At 67.9% G+C, this 5414-nt stretch carries 6 protein-coding genes; 4 read left to right on the forward strand and 2 right to left on the reverse strand.

The genetic code is table 11. The annotated features are described in order from the left end of the window. Window positions 1–101 precede the first annotated feature (101 nt). Window positions 102–1025, reverse strand: a complete 924-nt coding sequence (locus tag SMA01S_RS23785) for an ABC transporter ATP-binding protein (protein ID WP_066827936.1) — start codon at window positions 1023–1025, stop codon at window positions 102–104. A gap of 86 nt (window positions 1026–1111) precedes the next feature. On the opposite strand from SMA01S_RS23785, the gene SMA01S_RS23790 reads away from it, so the two are divergent. Further along, window positions 1112–1675 carry a hypothetical protein gene (locus tag SMA01S_RS23790; RefSeq protein ID WP_066827938.1) on the forward strand — a complete coding sequence of 188 codons (564 nt, stop codon included), beginning with the start codon at window positions 1112–1114 and terminating at the stop codon, window positions 1673–1675. A gap of 177 nt (window positions 1676–1852) precedes the next feature. On the opposite strand, the gene SMA01S_RS23795 is transcribed toward SMA01S_RS23790, so the two are convergent. After that, entirely contained in the window at window positions 1853–2488 is a 636-nt protein-coding gene (locus SMA01S_RS23795; protein WP_066827939.1) for a hypothetical protein, read from the reverse strand. Between the two features lie 84 nt (window positions 2489–2572). Here SMA01S_RS23795 and SMA01S_RS23800 point away from each other — a divergent pair, with 84 nt between their 5' ends. The 3 genes from SMA01S_RS23800 to SMA01S_RS23810 form a co-directional block, all read left to right on the forward strand. Further along, window positions 2573–2806 carry a zinc-finger domain-containing protein gene (locus SMA01S_RS23800; RefSeq protein ID WP_066827940.1) on the forward strand — a complete coding sequence of 78 codons (234 nt, stop codon included), beginning with the start codon at window positions 2573–2575 and terminating at the stop codon, window positions 2804–2806. Window positions 2807–2939: 133 nt separating this feature from the next. Next, window positions 2940–4367 (forward strand): metalloprotease TldD, encoded by a 1428-nt coding sequence (gene tldD, locus SMA01S_RS23805; protein WP_066827941.1) that lies wholly within the window; start codon window positions 2940–2942, stop codon window positions 4365–4367. A 118-nt stretch (window positions 4368–4485) separates the two neighbouring features. Further along, window positions 4486–5414, forward strand: a 929-nt coding sequence (locus tag SMA01S_RS23810; RefSeq protein ID WP_066827946.1) for a DUF5996 family protein, incomplete at its 3' end; no start/stop codon positions are given.

The following is a 5414-nucleotide window of genomic DNA, read 5'->3' on the forward strand; positions in this document are numbered from 1 at the left end:
GGGGGGGGGGGGGGGGGGGGGGGGCAAGTGCCCCAAGCGAAATTCTCTGCGAGGCATCCCCCACCCCAACCCCTCCCCTGAAGGGGAGGGGCTATGAAGGGTTACGCATTCGACGCCCTTGTCAGGTTGAGGAATACGTCCTCGAGATCGGGCTCCTTGGTCGAGACATCGATGATCGCGAACCCGTCCTTCTGCACCGCGTCGAGCACCTGGCCGGCATTGGCGAGATCCTTGCGATAGGTGATCTCGAGCACGCGATCGCCCTTGAGCTCGACCTTCTGGAAGCAACTCGCCTGCGGCGCCGTCGCGATGTCGCGGTCGACGGTCACCTCGACGACCTTTTCCTGGGCCATGCCGACCAGGTCGCGGGTCGGCTCGTTGGCGATCACCTTGCCGTGGTTGATGATCGCGATGCGGTCGCACAATTCCTCGGCTTCCTCGAGATAATGCGTGGTCAGCACGATCGTCACGCCGCGCTCGTTCAGCTGGCGCACATAAGCCCAGAGCTGCTGGCGCAATTCGACGTCGACCCCCGCGGTCGGCTCGTCGAGTACCAGCACGGGCGGCGAATGGACCATTGCCTTGGCGACCATCAGCCGGCGCTTCATGCCGCCCGACAGGGTCCGCGAATAGGCCTTGGCCTTGTCCTCGAGATGGACCGCACGGAGCAATTCCATCGAGATGCGCTTGTTCTTCGGCACGCCGTACAGCCCGGCGGTGATCTCCAGCGTTTCGAGCGGGGTGAAGAAGGGATCGAAGGTGATCTCCTGATTGACGATGCCGATCGAATATTTGGCGTTGCGCGGGTGCTCGTCGATGTCGAAGCCCCAGATCTCCGCCTTGCCGCCGGTCTTGTTGACCAGCCCGGCGAGGATGTTGATCAGGGTCGACTTGCCCGCGCCATTGGGGCCGAGCAGCCCGAACACCGATCCGCGCGGCACCTCGAAACTGACGCCGTCCAGGGCTTGCTTGCCCCCCGCATAGGTTTTGCAAAGCTGGTCGATCACGATCGCGGCGTCGGTCATGGCCGGGACTTAGGCGCGAGATAGCCCCGCGCCAAGCCTTACGGCGGCTATGCGGGCCGGATAGTTGCGATTAGACCGCATCGCCGATGGGCGCCTTCGTCATCGCCGACCCCGGCATCGCCGCGGCGCTCCTTGCCGGGCGGAAGACCGAGATGCGCGTGATCGCGCGTAGCCCGCTGGCATCGGCCACGCCGGGCGACCGCATCGCGGTGCGCGAAGCCTGCATCCCCGCGCGAATCATCAGTGGCAAGCTCCACGCAACGGCGCGCGGCCGGGCGGAGCTGGTCGTGTTCGCCGACGGATGGCGGCAACATCGCGACGGCAGCCACGAGCGCGGCCGGCGCCCGACCGACGACTACAGCCAGTGGCTCGGCGCGATGCACATGCCGGCCTGGGCAACGCGGCTGACCCTGGTTGTGGAATCAGTGCGGCCGGGACGATTGCACGCAATGACTCGAACAGAGGCACGGGCGGAAGGCGCGATTCCCTTGCTCGCCGGCCTGCTGTGGCGCTGGCCCGGTCCGGTCGGACGTCGGTATCTCGACCCGCGCCGGGCGTTTCAGACGCATTGGGACCTGCTTCATGCGCCGGGCGACCGCTGGGCCGACGATCCGGAGGTCGTGGCGATCAGATTTCGCGTCGAGCGTTGAGGGTAGCCGCAATTCCTCCCCGGCACGGGGAGGGGGACCGCGCGCGTTAGCGCGTGGTGGAGGGGGCCTGCGACCAACTAGCCACAACCGAACAGGCCTGCGATCGCGGGCCCCCTCCACCAAGCCGCTTCGCGTCTTGGTCCCCCTCCCCGTACCGGGGAGGATTTTGTCCGAGCCCTACTTAACCTCGGGCGCGGCCAAGGCTGGAGCTATCGTCAGCGTCTGTTCGGTCGTGACCGACGTACCCGCCACCTTGTCGGTCACCGTCGCGACCACGCGATAATCGCCGAACGGTCCTTCCGAATCGACCCCATAGCCGAGCGCGCCGTCGCCGATCATCGGCTTCTTGGGATCGGCCGGCGCGGCCTTGTTCCACACCACGACGCCCTTATTGTCCTCGTTGATCGTGCCGTCCGGCCGAGTGATCGCGAAGTCCGCGGCGATGTCGCATTTGCCCTCGGCGTCGGCCTTGCAGCCGCGGAAGATCAACAGCGTGAAGAGCGGCTTGTCGGCGACCGTCCGCGTCGTTTCGTTCTTGGCGCCATTGCCGATCTTCCAGGCGGCGATGAACGCCGCCGCGTCGGAGGCAGCGACCTGCATGACCCCGAACCCGTCCTTTTCCGCGATGTTGAGCGCGGGCGGCGGGAGTTTGGTCCTCGCCTTCGGCTTTGCTTTCGCCTTGGCGGCGGGTTTGCCCGGCGCCGGCTTCGCGCTGGGCTTGGCCGCGGCGGGCTTGGTCGCGGCTTGGGGAGCGGCGGCGGCCGGGGCCGCCACGATCAGGGCGGCAATCGCCGCAAGCTTTACAAGGATCATGGCGTCATCGTGCGTCGCGGGGTCGAGCTTGGCAAGGCAGCAGGAGAGATTGATGCGCCCGGCGCGCCTTGCTATCGCGCCAGCATGATCGCACCGCCCGAAATCGTCCGCGTCTCCCATCCCCGCGTCGCCTGCGACGGCGCGACCGACATTCCCGGCGGCGCTGCCCTGGGCCATCCGCGCGTGTTCCTGCAGATCGACGAGGCGGGTTATGTCGATTGCGGCTATTGCGACCGCCGCTTCGTGCTGATCGGCGGCCCGGCCGACGGCGCCGACCAGAGCCAGCTGCCCGACCATCCGGCGGGGGCTTCGGTCTGAGCACCGCGATCGAGCGTCAGCTCGGGAGCGATTAGTGCCCGGCCGGCGGCCGGGCGCAGCCCGAGCAGTCCGACGGCGCGGCTTTGCCGCGACGCGACGTGACACCGCGAAACGCCTGCCTATATTGGCGAGCATGACCAGTCCCGCCGACCCCCGCCAGTTCCTGTATCGCGACCAGCTCGACCCCGAAGAGGCGAAGCGGCTGACCGCGACCGCGCTCGACCATGCCGATGATGGTGAGCTCTATCTGCAATATGCCCGGTCGGAAGCGTTCGGGTTCGACGACGGGCGGCTGAAGACCGCCAGCTACGACACCCATTCGGGATTCGGCCTGCGCGCGGTGTCGGGCGAGACCACTGCCTTCGCCCATGCCAATGAGATCAGCGCGGCCGCGATCCTGCGCGCGTCGGAGACGATGGCGCTGATCGAGCCGTCGACCGGTCCCAAGGCGCCGCCGCCACAGCACACCAACCGGCACCTCTATACCGACGCCGATCCGCTCGACCTGATCCCGTTCGCCGACAAGGTGAACCTGTGCCAGACGATCGACGCCGCCGCGCGCGCCCGCGATCCGCGCGTCGCGCAGGTCTCGGTCAGCCTGTCGGGATCGTGGAACGTGATCGAGGTGGTGCGCCCCGACGGTTTCACCGCCACCGACGTGCGGCCGCTCGTCCGCCTCAATGTCTCGATCGTGGTCGAGCATAATGGCCGGCGCGAGACGGGCACGTTCGGGATTGGCGGGCGCTATCTCTACGAGTCGCTGTTCGAGCCCGCGACCTGGAACCGCGCGATCGACGAGGCGCTGGCCCAGGCGCTGGTCAATCTCGACTCGGTCGCCGCCCCCGCCGGCGAGATGACCGTCCTGCTCGGGCCGGGCTGGCCGGGCGTGCTGCTCCACGAAGCGATCGGCCACGGCCTCGAAGGCGATTTCAACCGCAAGGGCACCAGCGCTTTCGCCGGCCGGATCGGCGAGCGCGTCGCGGCGCCGGGCGTCACCGTGGTCGATGACGGATCGATCAACGCGCGGCGCGGGTCGCTGTCGATCGACGATGAAGGCACGCCGACGCGCGAGAATATCCTGATCGAGGACGGCATCCTCAAGGGCTATATCCACGACCGCCTCAACGCGCGGCTGATGGGCGTCGAGCCGACCGGCAATGGCCGCCGCGAATCCTTCGCGCACGCGCCGATGCCGCGCATGACCAACACCTTCATGAAGGGCGGCCAGGACGATCCCGCCGAATTGCTCAGCCGGGTCAAGAAGGGCATCTTCGCCAAGTCGTTCGGCGGCGGGCAGGTCGACATCGTGTCGGGCAAGTTCGTGTTCAGCTGCACCGAGGCCTATCTGATCGAGAACGGCAAATTGGGCGCCCCGATCAAGGGCGCGACCCTGATCGGCGACGGGCCGAGCGTGCTGACCAAGGTGACCGGCATCGGCAACGACTTCGCACTCGACGAAGGCGTGGGGATGTGCGGCAAGGGCGGACAGAGCGTGCCGGCGGGCGTCGGGCAACCGACCTTGCTGGTATCGGGGCTGACGGTGGGCGGAACGGCGGTTTAGCGCGGAGCGATCGACATTGTCCGTCATGCCGGCATCCACTGCGCAGCACATCCATCGGCCCCTGGGTTTGCGGCCCGGTGGACCCCGGCACAAGGCCGGGGTGACGATTCGGAGGAACATGGACAGCTGGCCCGCCCTCGATTGGACCCAGTGGCGCGAGACCGCGATCGGGCTGCAATTGCGCTGCCAGATCGTCGGCAAGGTGCGGCTCGCGCTGACGCCCTGGCTCAACCATAGCTGGCACGTCCCCTTCTACCTGACCGCACGCGGCTGGACGACCTCCGCTATCCCGTGCGGCAGCGGCATCCTGCAGATCGACTTCGACCTGATCGGCAATGCGGTGACGTTCGCGACCAGCGACGGCTCGACGCGATCGATATCCCTGGCGGCGGGAACGATTGCCGATTTCCATGCCGAGGTCGTCGCCGCGCTCGACGCATTAGGCGCCGCCTCGGATTTCGACGGCAGCCCGAGCGAGATGCCCGGCTATCCGCCTTTTGCCGACGACCATGAGCAGCGCCCCTACGATGCCGGGGCGGCGCGCGACTTCTGGCGCGCGCTGATCCAGGTGCGCCGCGTCTTCTACCAGTTCCGCACCGGCTTTCTCGGCAAGGCAAGCCCGATCCATCTGTTCTGGGGAAGCTTCGACCTCGCCGCGACGCGCTTTTCGGGCCGGGTTGCGCCGAGACACCCCGGCGGGATGCCCGGCCTGCCTGACGACGTCGCATGCGAGGCCTACAGCCATGAGGAAGCCAGCGTCGGCTTCTGGCCGGGCAGCGACGCCTTCCCCCATGCCGCTTTCTACGCCTATGCCTATCCCGAGCCCGCCGGTTACGCCGCGGCGCCGGTCGAGCCCGACCAGGCCGCGTGGAACGCCGACATGCGCGAGTTCATCCTGCCTTATGCCGCCGTGCGCGCCGCGGCCGATCCGGACGCCGCATTGCTCGCTTTCTGTCAGTCGACCTATGATGCCGCCGCCGACCTCGCCCATTGGGATCGCGACGCCCTCGAATGCCCGATCGGCCGCCCGCGCGTGCCGCGCCAGGT

Source organism: Sphingomonas mali NBRC 15500, from assembly GCF_001598415.1.
In the GTDB taxonomy this organism is placed as follows: domain Bacteria; phylum Pseudomonadota; class Alphaproteobacteria; order Sphingomonadales; family Sphingomonadaceae; genus Sphingomonas; species Sphingomonas mali.

Coding starts and splice junctions, on each gene's coding strand:
- SMA01S_RS23795 (WP_066827939.1), bottom strand. CDS start 2,488: ATGATCCTTGTAAAGCTTGCGGCGATTGCCGCCCTGATCGTGGCGGCC.
- SMA01S_RS23785 (WP_066827936.1), bottom strand. CDS start 1,025: ATGACCGACGCCGCGATCGTGATCGACCAGCTTTGCAAAACCTATGCG.
- SMA01S_RS23800 (WP_066827940.1), top strand. CDS start 2,573: ATGATCGCACCGCCCGAAATCGTCCGCGTCTCCCATCCCCGCGTCGCC.
- tldD (WP_066827941.1), top strand. CDS start 2,940: ATGACCAGTCCCGCCGACCCCCGCCAGTTCCTGTATCGCGACCAGCTC.
- SMA01S_RS23790 (WP_066827938.1), top strand. CDS start 1,112: ATGGGCGCCTTCGTCATCGCCGACCCCGGCATCGCCGCGGCGCTCCTT.